The organism is Pacificitalea manganoxidans (assembly GCF_002504165.1).
GTDB lineage: Bacteria > Pseudomonadota > Alphaproteobacteria > Rhodobacterales > Rhodobacteraceae > Pacificitalea > Pacificitalea manganoxidans.
Map to the genome: position 1 here is coordinate 2,952,182 of NZ_CP021404.1, position 22,987 is coordinate 2,975,168.

Genomic DNA, 22,987 nt, shown 5'->3' on the forward strand with positions numbered 1-22,987 from the left:
CCATGACCTGCCGTCTGATCCTTACCCGCCACGCCAAATCCGATTGGGGCGAAGAGGATCTGACCGATCATGATCGGCAACTCAATGACCGTGGTCGCCGGGACGCGCCGCGCGTGGCGGCGTGGCTCACCGCGCAGGGGTATATGCCTGACGTGACGCTGTGCTCCACCGCAACGCGGGCGCAGCAGACCCGTGCGGCGATGACCGATCTGCCCGGTGCGGTGGATCTGCGCCGCGCGCTTTACCTCGCCTCTGCCGGACGGATGCTGACCGAGTTGCGGCAAGCCCCGGACGGGGTGGTGATGATGGTGGGCCATAACCCCGGTATCGCCGATTTCGCGGAACTGCTGCTGGCACGCGCGCCGGATCACCCCCGGTTTCACAGCTACCCCACCTGCTCCACGCTCGTTGCTGAATTTCCCGTGGATCACTGGTCCGCGCTGCGCCCCGGGACGGGAACTGTACTGGGCTTCGTCACTCCGGCCGATCTACGCGACGCCTGAGAGCCATAGCCCAAAGCTGAGCTAACAGCGGCCCCGCGTCTTGCGCCGGGTCTCAGGACCGCGCATCGCCTCTTCCAGATCGTCCTCTACCATCGTTTCGCTGTCATCCGCACCGCTGGTATCGTGCCCCGCCCCCCTTACGGTGAGGCGCTGCGCCACGCGGGAATGAAACGACGCGGCCAAGCCGCCTGGCAGCACGGTAAAATAGATCCGTTCGCCATAGACCGTCACCGGCCCCTCCACGCTCATCCCCTGTCGCAGGGCGCGCGCGGCGAACGCGTCGGCATCGTCGACCACGAATTGCAGCACCACGCCTTCGGTCATGCCGGGCTGGGAGGGCCAGAATTCGGCCCAGCTGTCATCGCTCGCGGAAAAAATCGCGCCGGCGAAGGGCCCCACGCCGGCGTCGATCAGGTTGCTGAGGCCGAGCCCGGTCAGCGCATCCGCCACCGACTCGGCCTGCTCTGGGTCCGCGACCAGGCAGAATCTCACTCCGAGAAGCTGCATGACCGCCCCATATCAGTGCCCCAGGATCTGGCTCAGGAACAGCTTGGTCCGTTCGCTCTTGGGGTTATTGAAGAACTCTTCCGGCTCGTTTTGTTCAACGATCTGGCCCTGATCCATGAAAATCACGCGGTTCGCCACCTGACGGGCAAAGCCCATTTCGTGGGTTACGCAGAGCATGGTCATGCCCTCCTCCGCGAGTTCGATCATAGTGTCGAGCACCTCTTTGATCATCTCGGGATCGAGGGCGGAGGTCGGCTCATCAAACAACATGATGCGGGGCCGCATGCACAGCGACCGCGCAATGGCGACCCGCTGTTGCTGACCACCCGACAACTGGCCGGGATACTTATTGGCCTGATCGGGGATCTTTACCTTTTCGAGGAAATGCATTGCCGTTTCCACGGCTTCCTTCTTGGGAACCTTACGGACCCAGATCGGCGCCAGCGTGCAGTTCTCAAGGATTGTCAGATGCGGGAACAGGTTGAAGTGCTGAAAGCACATCCCGACCTCGGAGCGGATCTTGTCGATGTTTTTCAGGTCCGAGGTCAGTTCGGTCCCGTCGACGACGATCTGGCCCGCCTGATGTTCCTCCAGACGGTTGATGCAGCGGATCAGGGTCGACTTGCCGGAGCCCGAAGGCCCGGCAATGACGATCCGTTCGCCGCGATAAACGGTCAGGTCGATATCGCGCAGCACATGGAAGGTGCCATACCACTTGTTCATGTTGCGGATATCGATCGCGACCTCGTCGCTGACCTGCATTTTGCTGCGGTCGATCTCACGGGTTTCGATGGCAAGGTCTGTCATGGACATTTATCGGGCCTCCTTAGTGATGGCCGGTCTGAAGCTTACGCTCCAGGAACATGGAATAGCGGGACATGGAGAAGCAGAAGACGAAGAACATCAGGGCGATGAAGCCGTAGATTTCCCATACAATGCCGTTCCAGGCTGCGTCCGCGCGAATGGCAGTGGACAGACCCAGCGGGTCGAGAAGTCCGATGATTGAGACCAGCGTGGTGTCCTTGAACACCCCGATGAAGGTCGAGACGATGCCGGGGATCGAGATCTTGAGCGCCTGCGGCATGATGATCAGCCGCTGTGCCTTCCAATAATCGAGCCCAAGCGCATCTGCCGCCTCATACTGTCCCTTGGGCAGCGCCGCGAGACCGCCGCGCACCACTTCGGCCATGTAGGCCGCCGCAAACAGCGTCACCATGATCATCACCCGCAGGATGATGTCGAATGTGGTGCCGGGCGGCAGGAAGATATTCAGCAGCGTGGAGGCCACGAACAGCAGGGTGATCAGCGGAACGCCACGGATGAACTCGATGAAACCGACGCAAAGTGATTTCACGATGAACAGGTCCGATTGCCGCCCCAGCGCCAGCACGATGCCCAAAGGCAGCGAGACGCCAATAGCGGTAACCCCGATGGTGATCGACAGCATGAAGCCACCGAATTCCCGGCTGGTCACGGAGCGCAGACCGATCGGGATCAACTGTCCCAGATCCTGCCCGACAGGAATTGCCAGCACGCTCCACCACAGCAGCGCCGCGACGACGCCAAGGATCATCCCGATCAGCGGGCCGGTCAGCTTGGACGCGAAGCGGATCACGAGGAAACCAAGCACGAAGCCGAAGGCAACCGACAGAGGTGTCCAGATCGTGCCGCCCCACAGGAGCCATACGCCAAGGAACGGGAACGCGGCGGAGAACCACAGTAGCTTCTTGGGCATGCCGGTGAACAGCACCGGGGCCAGCGCCACCAGCAGCAGCACGAAGGTCAGGATCGGACGCCAGTAAAGTTCCGGCGGATAGAACCCGAACATCAACTGTAGCCAGCGTTCGCGAATCACACCCCAGCAGGCACCACCATGAGCGCCCCCGACGATCTCGCGGCATTCCGTCAACGAGGTCGCGTTCCATGTGGGCGAGAATATCCACGGCAGGATCAAGGACAGAATCCACGCCACGAACACGATGGATATCACCGAGACGATTGTGTTGAACGGCCCCGAGAACAGGTTGGTCCGGGCCCAGCCGATCGGTCCGACAAGCGTAACCGGAGGGGCTTTTTGTTCCAGCATGGTGTCGCGGACAAAGGCGACGGTTTCGGCATGTGTATCGCTCATGTCACCTCTCCTTCAGCTTCACGGATTCGTTGTACCAGTTCATCACCACCGAGATGACGAGCGAGATCGTCAGATAGACGAGCATCCCCATCAGCACGGTCTCCAGTTCCCGTCCGGTCTGGTTGAGGGTGATCCCCATCAGCGTGCCGGTCAGGTCCATGTAGCCCACGGCAATCGCGAGCGAGGAGTTCTTGGTCAGGTTCAGATACTGCGAAATCAGCGGCGGGATGATGACGCGGAGCGCCTGCGGCAAGATGACGAGACTCATGATTCGGCGCGGCTTGATGCCAAGCGCGGCGGCAGCTTCGGTCTGGCCTTTGGAGATGGCAAGGATACCGGCGCGCACGATCTCTGCGATGAATGCGGCGGTGTAGAGCGACAGCGCCAGCCACAGGGCAATGAGCGAGTTCCGCAGATGGATGCCCCCGCCGAAGTTGAAGCCCTTCAGCTCAGGCATACCAAGGTAGAACCCCAGCACGACCAGCAAAACGACCATCGGCACCACGAAGATGGCAAGCCGCTGCGGCCATGTGCGCGGGCGCACGCCGGTTTTCTCCTGCACCGCATCGGCACGGCGCGACACCCGGCGGGCCGCGATGATGCTGATGAACAGGACGACGAGGATCGCGATCAGATCGAGGCTGATCTCAAATGCTCCGCCGATGGAAATATCGCCCAGCCCCCGTGAAAACAGCGGCTCGGGGATGTAGAACCCGCGATTGGTGAACGCAACGCTGTCAAACAGCTTCATGGTCGAGGTGGCATCATCGCCGCGGAACGCGGACGGCGCCGGCAAGGTCTCGATCAGGATCGCCATCGTAAACACGATCCACAGCAGCACGGGCACGTTGCGGAACATTTCCACATAGATTGCCATGATGCGCGCGACGAGCCAGTTCGGCGACAGGCGCAGCACCCCCACGACAACCCCGACGACAGTGGCGGTCACACAGCCCAGCACGGCGACAAGCAGCGTATTGAGCAGACCCACGACCGCGGCGCGCCAATGGCTCGACTGGCTATTATATTCGATCAGGCGCTGGTTGATGTCATAGCCGGCGGGATCGCTCAGGAATCCGAAGTCAATCGGCTTGCCCAGCGTCGCAAGGTTATAGAGCGTGTTGTTGATCAGCCATCCGACGAGCAGCAGAAACCCGATCAGCGCGATGATCTGAATCGTCATCGAGCGGTAGCGGGTGTCGTATATCAGCATACTCAGACGAAAGGACTCCTGAGGCGTGTCAGGCACAGTCGTCATGGGTAGGTTCCCTGGGGTTCCCCGAGCTTCCCTTGCGGTGGTTGATCCACCCTATCGGCCCGGTTTGTTGTTTCTGGTTCTTATGTCGTGCGGTCGAAGTGAAAAGGGCGCGACCGTGGCCGCGCCCTTTCCCATCAGATCTTAACGGAACGGCGGGGAGTAGAGCAGGCCACCGTCGGTCCACTGAGCGTTCAGGCCACGGGCCAGACCGATCGGGGTGGATTCGCCGATGTTCTTCTCGAACAGCTCACCGTAGTTGCCGACGGCAACGATGGCGTTCTTGGCCCAGTCGGCGTCGAGGCCGATCATCTCGCCAAGGTTGCCTTCGGTGCCGAGCAGGCGGTTCACTTCCGGGTTCTCGGTGCCGGCGGACAGGTCCTCGACATTGGCGGAGGTGATGCCCAGCTCTTCGGCTGCGATCAGCGCATTGAGGGTCCAGCGCACGATGTCGCCCCACTCGTTGTCGCCGTGGCGCACGAGCGGACCGAGCGGCTCCTTGGAGATGATCTCGGGCAGGATCACGTGATCGCCCGGGGTCTCGAAGGTGGCGCGGGTCGCGGCAAGGCCGGATGCGTCGGTGGTGTAGACGTCACAGGCACCAGCCAGATACTGCTGCTGCGCTTCGGCGTTGGTCTCGATCGGAACCGGCTCGTAATCCATCGAGTTCTTGCGGAAATAGTCCGCGAGGTTGAGCTCGGTGGTGGTGCCGGTCTGGATGCAGACGGTCGCGCCGTCCAGTTCCTTGGCGGAGGTCACACCCAGCGCCTTCGGCACGAGGAAGCCCTGACCGTCGTAGTAGTTCACGCCAGTGAATTCGAACTTCAGGTCGTTATCGCGCGAGAAGGTCCAGGTGGTGTTCCGGGCCAGCATGTCGATCTCGCCGGAGGCGAGCGCGGTGAAACGGGTCTTGCCGGTGGTGGGGACGAATTCGATTGCGGTCGGATCGCCCAGAACGGCGGCGGCGACAGCGCGGCACAGGCCGACGTCGAAACCTTCCCATTCGCCATTGGCGTCCGGCGCGGCAAAGCCGACCAGACCGGTGGTGACGCCGCAGTTCAGGGTGCCGCGCGCCTTCACATCATCAAGTGTGGCAGCAGCTGCCGCGCCAGCGGCAAGGCCGCTTACGGTCAGCGCACCGAAGAATACGGATTTTTTCATATTTACCTCTTCCTGATATTCCGCTCCGGTCCGGTTTCGGCGGGCGGCTTCTCTGGCCCGTTTGGCGGGCCGGGGCTATACTGTGTCGAGAGGCACCGCCCCCCTCCAGTGCCATGAGTTTGGGCAAATTCACAAATGGACGTCAAGGGCGCGATAAGAGAATGACCAATGGTCAAGCAATTGCTTATTCCGCAATCTTGAATGTGTAGAAGCGACCCGCCGCAGTGCGGCAGCGCTTTATCTCGACCAGTCACGGCGAAACGGACCCGGCTGAAACCGGATGCAATCTGCCGTGTCAGAAGGGGTTTCGGCGCGCGTCACACGCGATGGGCAGCCGCGGTAAGCCCGCGCCAAACCCCTAAATTAAAGCTGTTCTCAAATGTCAGGCGCCTGTTTCGACGCAAAGCCGGTAAAAATCGAATGCGTTGAGAAAATCACCGCGTTTGCGCACTGCAAAGGCTGCAGCATCCTCATCGACGCCCCAATGCTCTTCCTGCCACGTCTCATCGATACGGGACCGGCGCCACAACTCCTCCGCCGGCAGCACGCCCTGTTGGGCCGCAAGACCGATGACCAAAGAGCCCGACAACGCCACCAGATCGTGCAGCGCGGTGATCTCGTGGGCGGTCTGCGTATCGATTGCCGCATAAAGCGCGGCGCGGGCGGCGTCGGGTTGCGGTTGGGGCATGATCCCTGTGGTGACGGTCAGGTCAGCGCCGAGCGCCGCACGCGCCCAGTCCAGCAGCGGATCCCACGCCTCGGCCTGCCGTGTGGCAAGCTCCTGCGGCGCGTCGGCGCGGTAGCATAGCAGATCGCTTTCGCCATATTCGGCCAGCATCGCAACCACGTCGTCCCGCTGCGGCGTGACCTTATCCAAGGCGGAGTTTGCAGCGCGGGTGACAGGCATCTGATCGGGGTCGATCTCATCGGTCTGCGCGCGCCATTCAGTGGCGGTTGCCTCTGCCATTGCGCGGGTCGGCAGGATCAATTCGGCCTTTGCAGGCGTGCGCAGGCGGCGCCCGTCCAGCAGCACCCGCCAACCGGCGATGCCCTCGGCCTTGTCCACTGTCACGTCGGTCCAGAACCGTTTGCGCTTCCATTCGGTCATGTCGTCACCTCTTGCCACAGGCGGTCCAGCGCGGCGGGCAGATCGGCGAAGCTGTCCAGCACCTCGCGCGCACCGGCGGCATGCAGACGCTCCGCCGGGTGATAGCCCCATCCAACGCCGATCGCGGTCACTCCTGCCGCAACCGCCATCGCCATGTCATATTCAGTATCGCCCACCATCACCGCATCGCGCGCCGCGACGCCGGTTTCCGCCAGCGCAGCCAGCACCATCGAAGGATGCGGCTTTGAGGGGTGATGATCCGCGCATTGCCGGGTGACGAAACCCGCCAGCCCCTGCTCTTCCAGCAGATAGGTGAGACCACGCATGGATTTGCCCGTCGCGATGCCGGTCACCAGATCGTCGCGGGCATGCAAGGCGTCGAGCAAGTCCCGCGTGCCGGGATAGAGCGGAGAGATACCGCGCCCGGTTTCGGCCCGGATGGCACCGAAGCTGGCCTTGTAATGGCTGGCGAGTGCCTCGCGCACCGACGCGTCGTGCCCCGGAACCAGTTGCAAGATCGCCTCCGGCACCGATAGCCCCACGGTCGCCAAGGTCGCGTGCGGCGCAGGGGCTGGCAGGTTCAGCCGGGCGAATGCCGCGTCCATCGCTGCTAGGATATGTGCCTGACTGTCCACCAGCGTGCCGTCGACATCAAAGATCACCAGCCGCAGCGGGCGTGGGTCTGCACAGCCGGTCAGTCCCATGCGTCCTCGGCAAAGGGGTCGGCAGGCACGTCGCGCGCGTCCCAGCCCATCATTTCCCAAGTGCGGTCCATGTGTTCCGGCAGGGGCGCGGTGATCTCGATCCGCTTGCCCGTCACGGGATGCGGCAGGCTGATCGACCGGGCATGCAGGTGCAGCTTTTTCGACAGACCGCCGCCCAGACCGGCGCCCCAGCCATCGCCCATGTTTTCCTGCCCCGAGCCGCCATATTTGCCATCACCGATGATCGGATGCCCCAGTTCGGCCATATGCGCACGCAGCTGATGGGTGCGCCCCGTGATCGGCACCAGCGCGGCCCAGCTCAGCCGCGTCGCCGCCGCCGACAGCACCCAGTAATCGGTGGTGGCACGCTTTGCGTCCGGGGTTTCATCGACCTGCCGGGGATGGATGCACAGCATCTTTTCGGCCTCGCCCCGCGCGCCGTGACCCGGAGCCTTCACCAGACCGTAGCGCACAGTGCCCTGACGCGGCTGCGGCACACCGGCAAGCGCGGCCCAGTAGATTTTACGCGTGGTCTTGGCGCGGAACGCTTCGGTCAGCGCCCCTGCCACGGCACGGGTCCGCGCCAGCAGCAGAACGCCCGATGTGTCCTTATCGAGCCGGTGGACAAGCCGGGGTTTATCCTCGAGCCCAAAGCGCAGCGCCTCGGCCAGCCCGTCGACATGTTTCAACTGCTTCGAGCCACCCTGCGTCGGCAAGCCCGCAGGTTTGTTGATCGCAAGGATATGGTCGTCGCGGTAAAGCACTGTCGCTTGGATCATCTCCGCATCCGCATCACTGACGCGGGTGCTGGGACGCGGCGCGGGAGCGGGCGTGTCGGGCAGCGGCGGCACGCGCACCTGCTGGCCCTCTTCCAGCCGGGTGTTCGCCTTCACGCGGCCCCCGTCGACACGGATCTCGCCCTTGCGGCACATCTTTTCGATACGGCCTTGCCCCACCTGCGGGAACATCCGGCGAAACCAGCGGTCAAGCCGTTGATTGGCGTCATCCGCGCCGATTGTCAGGGTCTGAACAGCAGTCATGCCAAGGCTCCGCGCATGGAAAACACACCGGCGACAAGCGCCAGCAGCGACACCCCCACCGACAAGGCCACATAGAGCACCGCCTGCCCCGCCTGCCCCCGCTCGAACAGCGTATAGGCCTCCAGCGAAAAGGAGGAGAATGTGGTGAACCCGCCCAACAGACCGGTGGCCAGCAGCGGGTTGAGGTGGGTCAGGCCGCGTTGACCCAGATAGACCACCAGCGCGCCCATCAGGAACGAGCCGACGATATTGACGCCCAGCACGCCCAGCGGGAAACCCGGCCCTGTCACGCGCAGCACGGCGACCCCCGCCAGATAGCGGAGCGTGGCGCCAATGGCGCCGCCAAGGGCAACTTGCAATGCGGTGATCATCATCCGCGCTCCATCCCGCCTGCGCCGGGGTTTGTCAATGTTCGATTGGCCAGTGCGCTGCGGCACGGGCCGATGAGCGCGCGCACCGACTGGCCTGTCAGGGCTGACGTTTTGCGCGCAGCTTCACGAACCAGTCCTGACGCTTTTTCAACTCGCGCTCAAAGCCGCGATCAACGGGAGTGTAGAGCACCGGACGCTTCATCCCGTCCGGAAAATAATTCTGACCGGAAAACCCATCCTCGGCATCGTGATCGTAATCGTAGCCCGCGCCGTAGCCCTGCTCTTTCATCAACCCGGTCGGTGCGTTGAGGATATGCTTCGGCGGCGGCTCGGACCCGGTGCGCGCTGCTTCCTTCATCGCGGCCTTATAGGCGGTATAGGCGGCGTTCGATTTCGGGGCGAGCGCAAGATAAACGACAGCCTGCGCCAGTGCCAACTCCCCCTCCGGGCTGCCAAGCCGCTCATAGGTTTCCCAGCTTTGCAGGCAAAGCGCCTGCGCCTGTGGATCGGCAAGGCCGATATCCTCGACCGCCATACGGGTGATGCGCCGGGCAAGGTAACGGGGATCTTCGCCGCCCTTCAGCATCCGGGCCAGCCAGTAGAGCGCGGCATCGGGATCGGACCCGCGAACGGATTTGTGCAGCGCGGAGATCAGATTATAATGCTGGTCACCGCTTTTGTCGTATTGCGCCGCGCGTCGGGTCAGGCGCGTGGTCAGGGTTGCGGTGTCGATGCGCTGCGCGGGATCCCAGCCTGCGACCTGCTCGACAAGGTTCAGCAAGGCCCGCCCGTCCCCGTCTGCCATACCGATCAGCGCCTCTCGTGCCGGACCGTCAAGCGGCAGGGCATGGCCCAGTTCCTTCTCCGCCCGCTGGATCAACAGCTCAAGATCGCGCGGCTCCAGCCGCTCCAACACCAGAACCTGTGATCGCGACAGCAACGCGGCGTTCAATTCAAATGACGGGTTTTCGGTGGTCGCGCCGACCAGCACGATGGACCCGTCTTCCATATGCGGCAGAAACCCGTCCTGCTGCGCCTTGTTGAAGCGGTGGATCTCATCGACGAACAACAGCGTGCCGCGCCCGTTGCGGTGCCGGATCTTGGCGGCCTCAAAGACTTTCTTAAGGTCGGCCACGCCGGTGAAAATTGCCGAAATCTGCACGAAATGCAGATCGGTTTCGGAGGCCAAAAGCCGCGCAATCGTGGTCTTACCCACCCCTGGCGGCCCCCAGAACACCAGCGAGGACAAGGTGCCGCCTGCGATCATCGCGGTCAGTGGCCCATCGGGCCCAAGGATATGCGTCTGCCCAATCACCTCGGCCAACGCCGCCGGGCGCAAACGGTCGGCCAAAGGACGCGGCCCCTGCCCCTGCGGCGCGCGGGGCGCGGTGGAGGTGCCATCGGGTGGGGACGTGTCGAACAGATCAGCCATGAGCGCTATCTAATGCGCCCGCCGCCTGTCGGAAAGAGGCCGGACCCCGAGGACAGGATCCGGCCAATGACGACGCGGGTGAGAACCCCGTCGCAGGGGAGGAACGATCAGTTCATCTTCGCGGCGAGGTTGATGGAAATGCACTGGTTGTCGATGCCACCGATATCCATCACCCGGCCTGCCGCAGACATGTCGAGCCCACAGCGCGCAGCCCACCGCGGCCAGTTGGCCGGGATCAGCCCCAGAACGCGGCTGGCCCCCAGCAGACGCGCGGCTTGCGTCATTTCGGTGATGAGATGCGCGTGGACCCGGCGCCGCAGTTGCATGGGCGTTGCGTGGGATACGAAGACCCGGCTGCTTTCCCACACGGTTTCCGCGATCGGCGCTTCGGCATAGAGCAGATCCGACGGGATCGAGTCGAGCAGCCCGCGCTGCGCGTCCCGGATCATGTAGGTGTAGATCCCGCAACGCGTCGTGGTGGGCGTCAAGCGGATGCCCGCGTAGATCTCGCCCCCTTCATGCACCGCGATCCAACGGCTGGCAGGCGTATCATACTGGTCGTATTCCATGCCGTCCGCTTCGGGCAGATCCCACCGGTTTTGCACGATGAAGGACTGGTGGCGGGCGCGGAGCAGATTGGCGAACAGTTCGCCATGCGCGTGGAAATTCGCGAAGGACAGAGTAGTGGTTTGCATTGGACTTTCTCCTGCTTGCTTGGTTGGTAAACACAAGCTCTGCAAGAGCAGGAGAACGGCACTCAGAGCAGTCGGTATTCCTTGGCGCGTTGAAGCGCCTCGGCTGTAGTCCGGGCTAAGAGCCTCTGTCGGGCCGCCGTGAGACGGGCCTTGAGCGCGCTTTCCGAGATGTTGAGTTTTGCGGCTGCGGCAGCGTGTCGATCCCCTGCCGCTATTAACCGCAGAGCATCAATTTGCGCCTGGGTTAACGAGTCCGGTGGTTCGGTAATATCGTGAAGACGGCGTATGATGGCGATGGCAGTCGCGATCTCGTCCTCCTCGTATTCCCGATCCGCGCGTGCGATTCCCGCGATGGTGCGTGACGAGATCGGACCACAGGACACGGACGCGCCGAAACGCAGGCCGAACTTCGCGGCCTCATCCATGATCCCGAATGGATCCGGTATCTCTAGCTCGCTCCAGCGGGTCGCCCCTTCCATAGAGAACCCCCAGGCAATCATCGGGTCGCGCATAGCATAGGCCTGCGCGGTGTAATGATTGATCCATGCCTGATCGTATGTCTGGAACGTATAGAGCGGCGCGGCAAAGCGAATATGCAAACCGACGAAATACCCTTTGGGGGATAATTCGGCGAGCTGCGCCAGCTGAGCTTCGATTCCAGACTTATCAAGCATGGACAACTTCTACACTAGCGCCCCGAAGGTTCGTCAACTTCAAAGTGCGGGAAGGGAAATTCATTGGTCTGCCGTGGCTCAACCTGTCGCTGACGAAAGTGAACGCGAAATACCGTCCGCAGATCAACAAAAAAGCCCCGCCGAGGGCGGGGCTTTCCGTAACGGAATTAACTTCTGTCGCAACTCAGCGGCAGATGCGCGTGGGGCTTATGCCTCTGCTGCGTCTTCTGCTTCGACGCGGGCACGGTCGCCTGCGCCTTTCGCGTCAACGTCGCGGTCGACGAACTCGATGATCGCCATCGGCGCCATATCACCATAGCGGAAGCCCGCTTTCAGGATACGGACATAGCCGCCCTGACGCTCGGCGTAGCGGGGGCCCAGAACGTCGAACAGTTTCGCCACATAGGCGTCTTGCTTAAGACGGGCACCGGCCTGACGGCGGGCGTGCAGATCGCCACGTTTGCCAAGGGTGATCAGCTTTTCGATGATCGGGCGCAGTTCTTTGGCCTTGGGCAGGGTCGTCTTGATCTGCTCGTGCTCGATCAGCGAGCCGGCCATGTTGGCGAACAGCGCCTTGCGGTGTTCGTGGGTGCGGTTAAGGCGGCGATAGCCTCGTGCGTGACGCATTTTCTAACTCCAGTAGCGTGGTTTTGCTTTGTCCGGCGGCCGATGCGTGTCAGCCGCTCTCCTTGGGGCATGTGCCCGGTCTTGGATCGGGGGACAGCACCGCCGCCCCCCGACTGAATTCTCAGAACTGGTCTTCGAATTTCTTAGCCAGATCTTCGATGTTTTCCGGCGGCCATTCCTCGACATCCATGCCGAGGTGCAGCCCCATGCCGGACAACACTTCCTTGATCTCGTTCAGCGACTTGCGGCCGAAGTTCGGGGTGCGGAGCATCTCGGCTTCGGTTTTCTGGATCAGGTCGCCGATGTAGACGATGTTGTCGTTCTTCAGGCAGTTTGCCGAACGCACGGACAGTTCCAGTTCGTCCACCTTCTTCAGCAGAAGCGGGTTGAACTCGAGCCCGTCGTCCTCGTCCTGACGCTGGGCGCTTTCGGGTTCGTCGAAGTTGACGAAGATCGACAGCTGGTCCTGCAGTATCCGGGCGGCGAAGGCGACAGCGTCGTCAGGAGTGAGCGAGCCATCGGTTTCGATTTTCAGCGTCAGCTTGTCATAGTCGAGCACCTGACCTTCACGGGTCGGCTGCACGTCATAGGACACCTTCTTGACCGGCGAATAGATCGCGTCGATCGGGATCAGACCGATGGGCGCGTCTTCCGGGCGGTTTTTGTCGGCGGCCACATAGCCTTTGCCGGTGTTCACCGTCAGCTCGACATAGAGGTCGGCACCATCGTCGAGGTGGCAGATGACGTGATCCTTGTTCAGGATCTCGATGCCTGCGGTCTCGGCAATGTCGCCTGCGGTCACGACGCTCGGCCCTTTGACCGAGATCGAAACCCGCTTGGGCCCGTCCACATCCATGCGGATGGAGACGCCTTTGAGGTTCAGCACGATGTCGGTCACGTCCTCGCGGACACCGGCAACGGAGGAGAACTCGTGCAGCACGTTGTCGATATGCACAGAGGTGATCGCCGCGCCTTGCAGCGACGACAGGAGAACCCGACGCAGCGCGTTGCCCAGCGTCAGACCGAAGCCCCGCTCCAGCGGTTCAGCAACCACGGTCGCCTGACGCGCAGGGTCATTGCCCGGCTTGACGTCCAGCTGCGTGGGCTTGATCAGTTCCTGCCAGTTCTTGTGGATCATGTTTTGTCGCCTCCATACCTGTTCCCGGCCCATGGTCCGGTGGTCGGGAACGCCCGAGGTTCAAATGACGTAAGGAAACCGCGCGGGCCATGACCCGCGCGTCCCGTAAAGATCAGACGCGGCGACGCTTCGGCGGGCGGCAGCCATTGTGCGCGATCGGCGTCACATCACGGATAGACGTGATGTTGAAGCCAGCCGCGGCCAGAGCGCGCAGGGCGCTCTCACGGCCAGAACCGGGGCCCTGAACCTCGACTTCGAGGGTCTTGACGCCATGTTCCTGGGCTTTCTTGCCCGCGTCCTCGGCAGCCATCTGAGCAGCATAGGGCGTGGATTTCCGCGACCCTTTGAAGCCCATGGTCCCGGCGGAGGACCACGAAATGGCGTTGCCCTGAACGTCGGAGATCAGGATCTTGGTGTTGTTGAACGAGCTGTTCACATGCGCCACGCCAGCGGCGATGTTCTTACGCTCTTTCTTCTTTGTGCGGGTCTTTTCGCGAGCCATCTGTCGATCCTCCCCTTACTTCTTCTTACCAGCAATCGCCTTCGCAGGACCTTTACGGGTGCGGGCGTTGGTATGGGTGCGCTGACCGCGCACGGGCAGGTTGCGACGATGACGCAGACCGCGGTAGCAGCCGAGGTCCATCAGACGCTTGACGTTCATCTGCACTTCACGGCGCAGGTCGCCTTCGACGGTAAAGTTGGCGTCGATATGCTCACGCACAGCGAGCACTTCGGCGTCGGAAAGTTCGTTCACACGGCGGGTCAGGTCGATGCCAACCGCTTCGCAGATGCTGCGTGCGGAATCGTCGCCGATACCGTGGATATACGTGAGGGCAATCGGAACCCGTTTGCCCGTCGGAATGTTGACGCCAGCGATACGTGCCAAGGTGTCTTCCTTCGGTTGCGGTTCCGTAGCACCGGAACCTTTTTTCACAACAGAAGCCCGAAAGCGTAACGCCCTCGGGCCGATGATCTCTGCGAATCGGACGGGCCCCGAAGGGCCCGAAAACCGCGATTCTCATGAGAGAGAGCGTTGCCTATGCGCTTTCCGCGCAGCGGTCAACCCCGCCCTACCCGCTTTGTCAAGAACTGGCTGATCAGTCCAGGATCGCCGCGATGGAGGCTTTCACCTCGGCCATCGGGGCCAGCCCATCGACACGTTTCAGCATGTCCTTGGCATAGTAGAAGCCCAGCAGCGGCGAGGTCTTCTTGTAGTATTCCATCAACCGGTTCTTCAGAGCGTCTTCATTGTCGTCCGCCCGGCGCTTGAACTCGGTGCCGCCGCAATTGGTGCACTTGCCATCCGCGGGAATGGGCTTGGTCACGTCGTGGTAGACCTCGCCGCAATTCGCGCAGGTGGAGCGCCCGGTGATCCGAGCAACCAGTGCATCATCTTCGACCGACAGTTCGATCACAGCGTCCAGCGTCTGACCGGTTTCAGCCATCAGCGCGTCCAGCGCATCGGCCTGTGCCAGCGTCCGGGGGAACCCGTCAAAAATGAACCCGCCGCCGTTTTCGCCTTCCAGCTTCTCGCGGATCAGGCCGATGACGATCTCGTCGGTGACCAGTTCCCCGCGGGCCATCACGTCGGCGACGCGTTTGCCCATCTCGGTGCCACTGTCCTTGGCTTCGCGCAGCATGTCGCCGGTCGAAAGCTGGATCATGCCCCTCTCCTCCACGAGCGTGCGGGCTTGTGTGCCTTTGCCTGCTCCGGGGGGCCCAAGAAGGATAATGTTCATCTGCGTGCTGTCCCTTTACGTCCGCCCCGCTTCTTACCGCGAAGTTGAGATTTTTCGATCAGACCTTCGTACTGATGCGCCAGCAGGTGCGACTGGATCTGCTGAATGGTGTCCATGGTAACCGACACAACGATCAGGACCGAGGTGCCGCCGAAATAGAACGGAATGGCCAGCTGCGCGCGCAGGATCTCGGGCAGCAGCGCCACGAGCGCCAGATAGCCGGAGCCGAGCACCAGAACCCGCGTCACCACATAGGACAGGTAGTCCTCGGTCTTCTTGCCCGGACGGATACCGGGGATGAAGCCGTTCTGGTTCTTGAGGTTGTCGGCGACGTCGTCGGGCTTGAAGGCGACGTTGAACGTATAGAAGTAGGTGAAGAACACGATCATCGCCGTGAAGAACAGCAGATAGAGCGGCTGACCCGGCCCGAAATAGGCAAGGATCGTCGACATGACCGGGCCGGAATCGGCACCCGAGAAGGTCGAGATGGTCGTGGGCAGCAGCAGCAGGGACGAGGCAAAGATTGCCGGGATCACGCCCGCCGGGTTCACTTTGATCGGCAGGTGGCTGGAGCCGCCATCGAACACCTTCATCCCCACCTGACGGCGCGGATACTGGATATGGATCTTGCGCAGCGCGCGCTCCATGAACACGACAAAGGCAATGGTCGCGATCACCATCACGATCACGCCCACGATGATCACAGGGCTGATCGCGCCCGACCGGCCTTGGCTCAGGAACTGGGCCAGCGCGGCAGGGATTTCAGCGATAATGCCAACGAAGATGATCAGCGAAATGCCGTTGCCGACACCGCGCGCGGTGATCTGCTCGCCCAGCCACATCAGGAACATGGTGCCACCCACCAGCGTGATGACGGTCGCGGCACGGAAGAACCAGCCCGGATCGGTGACCAGATCGCCCGCTTCCAGCGACACGGCAAGCCCGTAGGCCTGGAACGTGGCGATGAGGACAGTGCCCCAGCGGGTGTATTGGTTGATTTTCTTGCGGCCCTGCTCGCCCTCTTTCTTCAGCTGCTCTAGCTGCGGCACAAGCGCCGTCAGAAGCTGCACGATGATTGAGGCGGAGATGTAGGGCATGATGCCGAGGGCAAAGATACCCATCCGGCCAAGCGCGCCGCCGGTGAACATCGACAGAATGCCGCCGATCCCTGCGGAGGCTTGCTCCATGAAGTCGCGGAGGGCACCGCCGTCGATACCCGGCACGGGAATATAGGTGCCCAGTCGGTAGACGATCAGAAGACCCAGGGTGAAGAAGATGCGCTGGCGGAGCTCAGTGGCCTTGCCAAGCGCGCCCCAGCTCATGTTCGCCGCCATTTGCTCTGCTGCGGATGCCATTCGCGGTCTCTCTTACATGACGGCGCCGCCGGACCGTTTCCCGGTCGGCGGCGCGGAAAAACATGAAGTGATGTAAGCGGCGAGGACGCCGCCCACAACCACTTATTCGGCAGCCGCCGTGCTGGGCAGGGTCACAGAACCGCCAGCTTTCTCGATCAGCTCAACCGCCTGCTTGGAGGCGCCGGTGACGTTCAGCTCGACCTTGGCCGAGAAATCGCCCTTTGCCAGAACGCGCACGCCGTCCAGTTTACGACGGACCAGACCGCTTGCGACCAGCGCATCTTCGGTGATGGCGGCGGAGGTGTCGATCTTCTTGGCGTCGATGAATTTCTGCAGCAGGCCGAGGTTCACCACCGCGAATTTCTTGCGGTTCGGCTTGTTGAAGCCGCGCTTCGGCAGACGCTGGTAGAGCGGCATCTGGCCACCCTCGTAGCCGTTCAGCGCCACACCCGAGCGGGATTTCTGACCCTTGATACCACGACCGGCGGTTTTACCCTTGCCGGAGCCGGGACCACGGCCAACGCGCTTTTTGCTGTGGGTGGAGCCGTCAGCGGGACGGAGTTCATGAAGTTTCATTGTCGCTTCTCCTTGCCGGATGTGCCCCCCGAGCGACGTATGGGACAACCACGGCGTTTGATGATTTTCGTGAATCGGGCCTAAGGCCACTGCGGGCGTATAGCTGCCGCGCGCGCCCCGATCAAGGGCTGTCGCCCCTGCCCGTCTGTCCGCCCGCACGGGACCGCTGCACCCGCGACAGTAGAACGCAGGCTACAGACGCAGAAAACCCCGACGCGTGCGCCGGGGTGTTCTCCTTTAGATCAGACTTTGGCGCTCAAAGCTCGCCGGGGGCATACCAATCACCCATGCGAACCTCAGACGCCGCGCCGACCAGTTCGGCGAAATGCTCGGGGTCCTGCGTGCCGCCGTCCTGTCCACGATAGTGATAGGGATAGACGTAGGTCGGCTTGAACTCCGCCACCGCCTCGGCCGCTTGTTCGGCGGTCATTGTGAAGGGCAGGTTCATACACAGGAAGCACAGGTCGATGTCCTCCAGCGCCAGCATCTCGGGCGTCGGCTCGGTATCGCCCGAAATGTAGACCTTGAAGTCGCCAAAGGCCAGCACATAGCCATTGTCGCGGCCGGGCGGGTGATAGTTCATCCGCTCTTCGGTCGTGTTCTGCGCCGGAATGGCGTCGATCGACACGTCCCCGAACATATCCCGCTCGCCATTGCCGATCTGACGGGCGGTGGCCTTCAACTCTTCGGGCAGCTTTTCGTGAACGGCGGGGTTGGTGATCATCTCCACCCCGTCTCCGGCCAGCGCCGTGAGCGTTTCGGGATCGAAATGATCGCCATGCTCATGGGTGATAAGGATCAAAGCGGGCGCGGGAAGATCCGCGAATTTCTCGGCTCCACCGACCGGATCGACATAAATTACACCTGCCGGCGTCTCCATGACAAAGGACGCATGCGCGACCGGGTGCACGGTGATGGGGCCCGCGTCGGTTTCGAACGTATCGCCCATATGAGCCTCCGCGCGCGCGGCAAAGGGAAGGACGGTGACGGCGCTGGCGCTTGCAGCGGCTGTCACAAGAAAGGATCGACGGGTCTGGCGCATGAAATAACCTCCGGTTGGGTGGGCAAGCAGATAGATCGCCACACCATCAAGGCAATCGCCGTCGCCCATGACAAGTCCCGCGATCCCGCGCCCGCGATCACACTGGCGCGAGCCGCTTCCGGAAACGAAAAACGCCCCCCGGAAAACCGGAGGGCGTTTTAATCTGTTGCAGGCCCGTCATACCGGGCCAAGGGCCGCTTAGCCGCGCTCTTCGACGATCTCGACGAGGTGCGGGATCTTGGCGACCATGCCGCGAACCGAAGGAGTGTCCTCCAGTTCACGGGTGCGGTGCATCTTGTCGAGGCCGAGGCCTTTCAGCGTAGCGCGCTGAACGGCGGGACGGCGGATCGGGGAACCGATCTGCTTAACGACGATGGTCTTTGCCATGTGCTGGTCTCCTTACGCTTCGGCGGGCTCGGCCGGCGCGTCATCCTTTTTGAGGATGTCGGCGACCTTCTTGCCACGACGCTGGGCGACCAGACGCGGGCTGCTCTCCTTGCGGAGACCGTCCAGCGTGGCGCGGATCATGTTGTAGGGGTTCTGGGTGCCGATGGATTTCGCCACCACATCCTGAACGCCCAGCATCTCGAACACGGCGCGCATCGGACCACCGGCAATGATGCCGGTCCCGGTGGGTGCCGAGCGCATCACGATGCGGCCCGCGCCATGACGGCCCTCAATATCGTGGTGCAGGGTGCGGCCTTCGCGCAGCGGCACGCGGATCATGCCGCGCTTCGCCTGTTCGGTCGCCTTACGGATGGCCTCGGGGACCTCCTTGGCCTTACCTTTGCCGAAGCCGACGCGGCCCTTCTGATCGCCTACGACGACAAGCGCGGCAAAGCCGAAACGCTTACCGCCTTTGACGGTCTTGGACACACGGTTGATCGCAACCAGACGATCGGCGAATTCCGGGGTTTCGTCGCGGTCGCGACGGTTGCCCCGGCGGTTATCACGTTCTGCCATCTATCGTCTCCTTAGAACTTGAGGCCGCCTTCACGGGCGGCGTCGGCGAGAGCCTTAACCTTCCCGTGAAACAGGAAACCGCCGCGGTCGAAGTAGCATTCTTCCACACCGGCCTTCTTGGCACGCTCTGCGATCGTCGAACCGACTTTCGAAGCGGCCTCGACGTTGTTCTTGCCGACCAGGCCCAGATCCTTCTCGAGCGAGGAGGCCGAAGCGAGCGTCACGCCGTTCACATCGTCGATCAGCTGCACGCTGATGTTCTTGTTGGAGCGGTGAACGCTCAGGCGCACGCGCCCTGCATTCATTTTCCGCAGTTTGTTCCGGACGCGCAGGCGGCGCTTCAGGAACAGGTCTCTCTTGCTGTTTGCCATTGTGCGCGTCCTTACTTCTTCTTGCCTTCCTTGCGGAAGATATACTCGTCCTTGTAGCGGATACCTTTGCCCTTATAGGGCTCCGGCTTCCGCCAGGCGCGGATGTTGGCCGCGACCTGACCGACGAGCTGCTCATCAGTGCCTTCGACGATGATCTCGGTCTGCTTAGGGCAGGTAACCGAAACACCTTCCGGCACCTCGAAGTTCACTTCGTGCGACAGGCCGAGCGACAGCTTCAGGGTGTTGCCCTGCATCTGTGCCCGATAACCCACGCCCTGGATTTCGAGGTTCTTCTTGAAACCGTCGGTGACGCCGGTGACCAAGTTGCCAACCATCGTGCGGGACATGCCCCACTGCTGGCGGGCGCGCTTGGATTTGCCGCGCGGCGTGACGGTGATGACGTTGTCGTTGACCTCAAGGGTTACATCATCAGTTGCGGTAAAGGTCCGGGCACCTTTGGGGCCCTTCACTTCGACGGTCTGGCCGGAGACGGAAGCCTGAACTCCCGACGGCAGCTCGACCGGACGTTTGCCAATACGAGACATTGCCATTCCCTCCTTAGAAGACCGTGCAGAGGACTTCGCCGCCAACATTGGCGTTGCGAGCCGCTGCATCCGACATCACGCCGCGAGACGTGGAGACGATGGAGACACCGAGGCCTTGACGCACCGAGGGGATGTCCTTGACGGACATATACACCCGGCGGCCCGGCTTGGAGACCCGCTTCACTTCGCGGATAACCGGGGTGCCTTCGAAATACTTGAGGCTGATCTCAAGTTCGGGATGCTTGCTGTCAGCGACTTTATCGTAGCCGCGGATGTAGCCTTCGTCGGCCAGCACATCGAGAACCCAGGCGCGCAGCTTGGAAGCGGGGGTGCGAACCGTGGATTTGCCCCGCATCTGTGCGTTGCGAATCCGGGTCAGCATATCACCAAGAGGATCGTTCATTTCTGCTCCCCCTTACCAGCTGGACTTGACCATGCCGGGGATCTGACCATTGGAGGCCAGATCACGCAGCATGATCCGCGACATTTTGAGTTTGCGGTAATACGCGCGCGGCCGGCCGGTCAGCTGGCAGCGGTTGTGAAGCCGCGTGGCCGAGGAATTGCGGGGCAGTTCAGCCAGCTTCAGCGAAGCCCGGAACCGCTCTTCCATCGGTTTGGATTCGTCGCTCACGATCTCTTTGAGAGCGGCGCGTTTGGAAGCGTATTTCGCCACCAGGCGCTGACGCTTCTTCTCGCGTTCGACCATAGATTTCTTAGCCATGTATTCTATCCCTTCCCGCGATCAGCTGTTGAACGGCATGTTGAAATGCTTCAACAGCGACTTCGCTTCCGCGTCGGTTTTCGCGGTGGTGCAGACGACGATGTCCATGCCCCAGGTCTCATCGACTTTGTCGAAGTTGATCTCGGGGAACACGATGTGCTCTTTCAGACCCATGGCGTAGTTGCCACGGCCGTCGAAGCTTTTCCCGCTCACACCGCGGAAGTCGCGGATACGGGGCATCGCAATGGTGATCAGACGGTCGAGGAATTCATACATCCGCTCGCCGCGCAGGGTCACCTTGACGCCCAGCGGCATTTCTTCACGGACCCGGAAGCCCGCGATGGATTTCTTGGCCTTGTTCACGACGGCGCGCTGGCCGGCGATCGCAGTCAGGTCGTCCTGAGCGGATTTGACCTTCTTGCTGTCACGAACCGCTTCGGCGCCGCAGCCGATGTTCAGGACGATTTTGTCCAGACGCGGGATCTGCATGTCGTTCTTGTAGGAAAATTCTTCCTTCAGAGCGCCGCGGATCGTGTCGCTGTAGAGCGTCTTGAGACGCGGGGTATAGGTGGTCGCGTCGAGCATCAGATCACGTCTCCCGTGGTCTTGGCGAACCGAACCTTTTTGCCGTCTTCCGTGCGGAAGCCGACGCGGGTCGCTTTGCCGTTGGCATCGAGGAAGGCGAGGTTGCTGAGTTCGATCGGCATCGCCTTGGGCTGACGGCCGCCCTGGCTCGTCTGGGTCTGACGCGTATGACGGATCGCCACGTTCACGCCCTCGACCACGGCCTTGCCGGATTTCGGGTCGACAGAGGCGATTTCGCCCTGCTTGCCCTTGTCCTTGCCGGTCAGCACGACGACCTTGTCGCCCTTTTTCAGTTTAGCAGCCATCTTACAGCACCTCCGGAGCGAGCGAGATGATCTTCATGAAGTTCTTCGCGCGAAGCTCACGAACCACCGGCCCGAAGATACGGGTGCCGACCGGCTCGTTGTTGTTGTTGAGGATGACGGCGGCGTTGCGATCAAAGCGGATGGCGGTGCCATCTTCGCGACGCACTTCCTTGGCGGTGCGGACGACGACGGCCTTGCGGACGTCACCTTTCTTCACGCGGCCGCGCGGAATGGCTTCCTTGACGGACACCACAATGATGTCGCCAACGGATGCGTATTTCCGCTTGGACCCGCCGAGGACCTTGATGCACTGAACCCGGCGTGCACCGGAGTTGTCAGCGACATCCAGATTAGTCTGCATCTGGATCATAGGGTTTCTCCCGACCTATGGGGGGCCTCTCTGGCCTTACCCCCAGGGTTTCGATCAAACCAGGTGTGGTTTGCGCCTTAGGAGGCGGTCACCACCTCCCAGCGTTTGGTTTTCGAGATCGGCGCACATTCCTGAATGCGGACGCTGTCGCCGATCTTGAACTGGTTCTGCGCATCATGTGCGCGGTATTTCTTAGACTTCCGGATCGTCTTTTTCAGAACCGGGTGCGTGAAGCGGCGCTCGACAGAGACGGTAACCGTCTGGTCGTTCTGGTCGCCGGTCACGGTGCCTTGGAGAATTCGTTTGGGCATGCGTCTGGCTCCGCTTACTCAGCCTGCGCGGCCTGGGCCGCTTTCTCGTTCAGGATGGTCTTCACACGCGCAGCAGCGCGGCGGACCTGACGCATCCGGGCGGTGTTCTCGATGGAGCCGGTGGCCTGCTGGAAACGCAGGTTGAAGCTCTCTTTCTTGAGGCTCGACAGCTCGTCACGGAGCTGGTCGGGCGTCTTCTCTCTCAATTCCTGGGCGTTCATTCGCCTCATCCTCTTATCAGAAGTCACCACACCCCCCGTCACGCGGGGCATTGAGCGGCGGCGCTTTTCCAACAAAGCACCGAACCCCCAGAAGAATTTCCGGGGGTCCGGCTGAAAACCTTACCAGTCTTCGCGCTCGACGATCCGGGTTTTGACCGGAAGCTTCATCGCTGCGAGACGGAGCGCTTCCCTTGCCACGGATTCGGACACACCGTCAAGTTCAAACATGACGCGGCCCGGTTTCACCTTGGCTGCCCAGAAATCCACGGAACCTTTACCCTTACCCATCCGGACTTCGGTGGGCTTGGAGGTCACGGGCGTATCCGGGAAGATACGGATCCAGACACGACCCTGACGTTTCATGTGCCGGGTCATGGCGCGACGGGCTGCTTCGATCTGACGCGCGGTGACGCGCTCGGGCTGAACAGCCTTAAGACCGAAAGACCCGAAGTTCAGGTCGAAACCGCCTTTTGCCTGGCCGTGAATCCGGCCTTTGTGCATCTTGCGGTATTTTGTACGCTTAGGTTGAAGCATCTG

The 22,987-nt window shown here is 62.0% G+C and carries 33 protein-coding genes; 1 reads left to right on the forward strand and 32 read right to left on the reverse strand.

Features of this window, described 5'->3' with window-relative positions:
• The first annotated feature begins 2 nt into the window (after positions 1 to 2).
• Entirely contained in the window at positions 3 to 503 is a 501-nt protein-coding gene (locus CBW24_RS13470; RefSeq protein ID WP_097373884.1) for a SixA phosphatase family protein, read from the forward strand.
• 21 nt (positions 504 to 524) lie between these two features.
• On the opposite strand, the gene CBW24_RS13475 is transcribed toward CBW24_RS13470, so the two are convergent.
• The 32 genes from CBW24_RS13475 to rplP form a co-directional block, all read right to left on the reverse strand.
• Complete coding sequence (locus CBW24_RS13475) at positions 525 to 995, reverse strand: hypothetical protein (RefSeq protein ID WP_157773232.1); 471 nt, start codon at positions 993 to 995, stop codon at positions 525 to 527.
• 27 nt (positions 996 to 1,022) lie between these two features.
• Positions 1,023 to 1,817, reverse strand: coding sequence for an amino acid ABC transporter ATP-binding protein (locus tag CBW24_RS13480; RefSeq protein ID WP_088664699.1), 795 nt, complete (start codon positions 1,815 to 1,817; stop codon positions 1,023 to 1,025).
• A gap of 19 nt (positions 1,818 to 1,836) precedes the next feature.
• Positions 1,837 to 3,141: an amino acid ABC transporter permease gene (locus tag CBW24_RS13485; RefSeq protein WP_088664659.1), complete on the reverse strand. Its 1,305-nt coding sequence runs from the start codon at positions 3,139 to 3,141 to the stop codon at positions 1,837 to 1,839.
• Between the two features lies 1 nt (position 3,142).
• Positions 3,143 to 4,399, reverse strand: a complete 1,257-nt coding sequence (locus CBW24_RS13490; RefSeq protein ID WP_088664660.1) for an amino acid ABC transporter permease — start codon at positions 4,397 to 4,399, stop codon at positions 3,143 to 3,145.
• A 141-nt stretch (positions 4,400 to 4,540) separates the two neighbouring features.
• Positions 4,541 to 5,557, reverse strand: a complete 1,017-nt coding sequence (locus tag CBW24_RS13495) for an amino acid ABC transporter substrate-binding protein (RefSeq protein WP_088664661.1) — start codon at positions 5,555 to 5,557, stop codon at positions 4,541 to 4,543.
• Between the two features lie 382 nt (positions 5,558 to 5,939).
• The gene (locus CBW24_RS13500) at positions 5,940 to 6,665 is read right to left on the reverse strand and encodes an ATP12 family chaperone protein (RefSeq protein ID WP_097373885.1); all 726 of its coding nucleotides are present in this window, start codon (positions 6,663 to 6,665) and stop codon (positions 5,940 to 5,942) included.
• Positions 6,662 to 7,369, reverse strand: coding sequence for an HAD-IA family hydrolase (locus CBW24_RS13505; RefSeq protein WP_097373886.1), 708 nt, complete (start codon positions 7,367 to 7,369; stop codon positions 6,662 to 6,664). The genes CBW24_RS13500 and CBW24_RS13505 overlap by 4 nt, the downstream gene beginning before the upstream one ends.
• Entirely contained in the window at positions 7,360 to 8,409 is a 1,050-nt protein-coding gene (locus CBW24_RS13510) for an RluA family pseudouridine synthase (protein ID WP_097373887.1), read from the reverse strand. Before CBW24_RS13510 ends, CBW24_RS13505 begins: the two co-directional genes overlap by 10 nt.
• A complete protein-coding gene (crcB, locus tag CBW24_RS13515) occupies positions 8,406 to 8,783 on the reverse strand; it encodes a fluoride efflux transporter CrcB (RefSeq protein ID WP_097373888.1) in 378 nt (125 codons plus the stop codon). Before crcB ends, CBW24_RS13510 begins: the two co-directional genes overlap by 4 nt.
• A gap of 94 nt (positions 8,784 to 8,877) precedes the next feature.
• Positions 8,878 to 10,212, reverse strand: coding sequence for a replication-associated recombination protein A (locus CBW24_RS13520; protein ID WP_097373889.1), 1,335 nt, complete (start codon positions 10,210 to 10,212; stop codon positions 8,878 to 8,880).
• A gap of 107 nt (positions 10,213 to 10,319) precedes the next feature.
• Positions 10,320 to 10,907, reverse strand: coding sequence for an acyl-homoserine-lactone synthase (locus CBW24_RS13525; RefSeq protein ID WP_088664667.1), 588 nt, complete (start codon positions 10,905 to 10,907; stop codon positions 10,320 to 10,322).
• 62 nt (positions 10,908 to 10,969) lie between these two features.
• Positions 10,970 to 11,581 (reverse strand): autoinducer binding domain-containing protein, encoded by a 612-nt coding sequence (locus CBW24_RS13530; protein ID WP_088664668.1) that lies wholly within the window; start codon positions 11,579 to 11,581, stop codon positions 10,970 to 10,972.
• A gap of 207 nt (positions 11,582 to 11,788) precedes the next feature.
• Positions 11,789 to 12,208, reverse strand: a complete 420-nt coding sequence (gene rplQ, locus CBW24_RS13535) for a 50S ribosomal protein L17 (protein WP_088664669.1) — start codon at positions 12,206 to 12,208, stop codon at positions 11,789 to 11,791.
• A gap of 121 nt (positions 12,209 to 12,329) precedes the next feature.
• Positions 12,330 to 13,346 (reverse strand): DNA-directed RNA polymerase subunit alpha, encoded by a 1,017-nt coding sequence (locus tag CBW24_RS13540; RefSeq protein WP_088664670.1) that lies wholly within the window; start codon positions 13,344 to 13,346, stop codon positions 12,330 to 12,332.
• Positions 13,347 to 13,458: 112 nt separating this feature from the next.
• A complete protein-coding gene (gene rpsK, locus CBW24_RS13545; protein ID WP_088664671.1) occupies positions 13,459 to 13,848 on the reverse strand; it encodes a 30S ribosomal protein S11 in 390 nt (129 codons plus the stop codon).
• Between the two features lie 15 nt (positions 13,849 to 13,863).
• The gene (gene rpsM, locus CBW24_RS13550; RefSeq protein ID WP_088664672.1) at positions 13,864 to 14,232 is read right to left on the reverse strand and encodes a 30S ribosomal protein S13; all 369 of its coding nucleotides are present in this window, start codon (positions 14,230 to 14,232) and stop codon (positions 13,864 to 13,866) included.
• Positions 14,233 to 14,443: 211 nt separating this feature from the next.
• The gene (locus CBW24_RS13555) at positions 14,444 to 15,085 is read right to left on the reverse strand and encodes an adenylate kinase (protein WP_088664673.1); all 642 of its coding nucleotides are present in this window, start codon (positions 15,083 to 15,085) and stop codon (positions 14,444 to 14,446) included.
• Positions 15,082 to 16,440 carry a preprotein translocase subunit SecY gene (secY, locus tag CBW24_RS13560; RefSeq protein ID WP_088664674.1) on the reverse strand — a complete coding sequence of 453 codons (1,359 nt, stop codon included), beginning with the start codon at positions 16,438 to 16,440 and terminating at the stop codon, positions 15,082 to 15,084. The genes CBW24_RS13555 and secY overlap by 4 nt, the downstream gene beginning before the upstream one ends.
• 102 nt (positions 16,441 to 16,542) lie before the next feature.
• Entirely contained in the window at positions 16,543 to 17,016 is a 474-nt protein-coding gene (rplO, locus tag CBW24_RS13565; protein WP_097373890.1) for a 50S ribosomal protein L15, read from the reverse strand.
• 256 nt (positions 17,017 to 17,272) lie between these two features.
• Complete coding sequence (locus CBW24_RS13570; RefSeq protein ID WP_097374249.1) at positions 17,273 to 18,058, reverse strand: MBL fold metallo-hydrolase; 786 nt, start codon at positions 18,056 to 18,058, stop codon at positions 17,273 to 17,275.
• Between the two features lie 198 nt (positions 18,059 to 18,256).
• Entirely contained in the window at positions 18,257 to 18,445 is a 189-nt protein-coding gene (rpmD, locus tag CBW24_RS13575; protein ID WP_088664676.1) for a 50S ribosomal protein L30, read from the reverse strand.
• A 12-nt stretch (positions 18,446 to 18,457) separates the two neighbouring features.
• Positions 18,458 to 19,021: a 30S ribosomal protein S5 gene (gene rpsE, locus CBW24_RS13580; RefSeq protein WP_088664677.1), complete on the reverse strand. Its 564-nt coding sequence runs from the start codon at positions 19,019 to 19,021 to the stop codon at positions 18,458 to 18,460.
• Between the two features lie 11 nt (positions 19,022 to 19,032).
• The gene (rplR, locus tag CBW24_RS13585) at positions 19,033 to 19,392 is read right to left on the reverse strand and encodes a 50S ribosomal protein L18 (protein WP_088664678.1); all 360 of its coding nucleotides are present in this window, start codon (positions 19,390 to 19,392) and stop codon (positions 19,033 to 19,035) included.
• A gap of 11 nt (positions 19,393 to 19,403) precedes the next feature.
• A complete protein-coding gene (gene rplF / locus CBW24_RS13590; RefSeq protein ID WP_088664679.1) occupies positions 19,404 to 19,937 on the reverse strand; it encodes a 50S ribosomal protein L6 in 534 nt (177 codons plus the stop codon).
• A 13-nt stretch (positions 19,938 to 19,950) separates the two neighbouring features.
• Entirely contained in the window at positions 19,951 to 20,340 is a 390-nt protein-coding gene (gene rpsH, locus CBW24_RS13595) for a 30S ribosomal protein S8 (protein WP_088664680.1), read from the reverse strand.
• Between the two features lie 12 nt (positions 20,341 to 20,352).
• Complete coding sequence (rpsN, locus tag CBW24_RS13600; RefSeq protein WP_088664681.1) at positions 20,353 to 20,658, reverse strand: 30S ribosomal protein S14; 306 nt, start codon at positions 20,656 to 20,658, stop codon at positions 20,353 to 20,355.
• A 21-nt stretch (positions 20,659 to 20,679) separates the two neighbouring features.
• Positions 20,680 to 21,243 carry a 50S ribosomal protein L5 gene (gene rplE, locus CBW24_RS13605; protein WP_088664682.1) on the reverse strand — a complete coding sequence of 188 codons (564 nt, stop codon included), beginning with the start codon at positions 21,241 to 21,243 and terminating at the stop codon, positions 20,680 to 20,682.
• Complete coding sequence (rplX, locus tag CBW24_RS13610) at positions 21,243 to 21,548, reverse strand: 50S ribosomal protein L24 (protein ID WP_088664683.1); 306 nt, start codon at positions 21,546 to 21,548, stop codon at positions 21,243 to 21,245. The genes rplE and rplX overlap by 1 nt, the downstream gene beginning before the upstream one ends.
• A gap of 1 nt (position 21,549) precedes the next feature.
• Positions 21,550 to 21,918 carry a 50S ribosomal protein L14 gene (gene rplN, locus CBW24_RS13615; protein ID WP_005621870.1) on the reverse strand — a complete coding sequence of 123 codons (369 nt, stop codon included), beginning with the start codon at positions 21,916 to 21,918 and terminating at the stop codon, positions 21,550 to 21,552.
• Between the two features lie 77 nt (positions 21,919 to 21,995).
• A complete protein-coding gene (gene rpsQ / locus CBW24_RS13620) occupies positions 21,996 to 22,229 on the reverse strand; it encodes a 30S ribosomal protein S17 (protein WP_088664684.1) in 234 nt (77 codons plus the stop codon).
• A 14-nt stretch (positions 22,230 to 22,243) separates the two neighbouring features.
• Positions 22,244 to 22,450 carry a 50S ribosomal protein L29 gene (gene rpmC, locus CBW24_RS13625; RefSeq protein WP_088664685.1) on the reverse strand — a complete coding sequence of 69 codons (207 nt, stop codon included), beginning with the start codon at positions 22,448 to 22,450 and terminating at the stop codon, positions 22,244 to 22,246.
• 120 nt (positions 22,451 to 22,570) lie between these two features.
• Positions 22,571 to 22,984: a 50S ribosomal protein L16 gene (gene rplP, locus CBW24_RS13630; protein WP_088664686.1), complete on the reverse strand. Its 414-nt coding sequence runs from the start codon at positions 22,982 to 22,984 to the stop codon at positions 22,571 to 22,573.
• Positions 22,985 to 22,987: the final 3 nt, after the last annotated feature.